At 48.7% G+C, this 392-nt stretch carries 1 pseudogene; it reads left to right on the plus strand.

The features are described from left to right. Nucleotides 1-147: 147 nt before the first annotated feature. A pseudogene (locus tag L692_RS0125940) lies at nt 148-392 on the plus strand (hypothetical protein); the annotation flags it as partial.

Here is a 392-nt window from a genome sequence, read left to right on the forward strand (position 1 = left end):
GAAACCACTGCTGAGATTTCAGCGGTGGTTTTTTGTTTTTCTTGAATGCTGATTTTGAAGCGGAACCGGATAAAACGCATGGTCATGCCCGGGATCAAATATATTGGAAGTGTAGTGAGTGAAAGGCTAATCCGAGAGGAGATAACAATGATGGCATTATCAGCGGAACAGGTGCTTCAGCAGGAGTATGGTCTGGAGCTTGACTCATTTTCGGCGGAGGATGCGGTAACTTTTGGAATGAAAGTGTTGGAAATATCGGGTGAGCGGAGCAAATACATCGTTGTGGCCGTCAGACGAAACGGAAAGCTGTTATTCTACAAGGCCGGGGCCGATACGGTCATTGCCCAGGATGAGCTTATCCGACGCAAGACGAACGCCGTGAATCGGCAGGG

Origin of the sequence: Paenibacillus forsythiae T98 (assembly GCF_000520735.1) — a bacterium.
In the GTDB taxonomy this organism is placed as follows: domain Bacteria; phylum Bacillota; class Bacilli; order Paenibacillales; family Paenibacillaceae; genus Paenibacillus_AQ; species Paenibacillus_AQ forsythiae.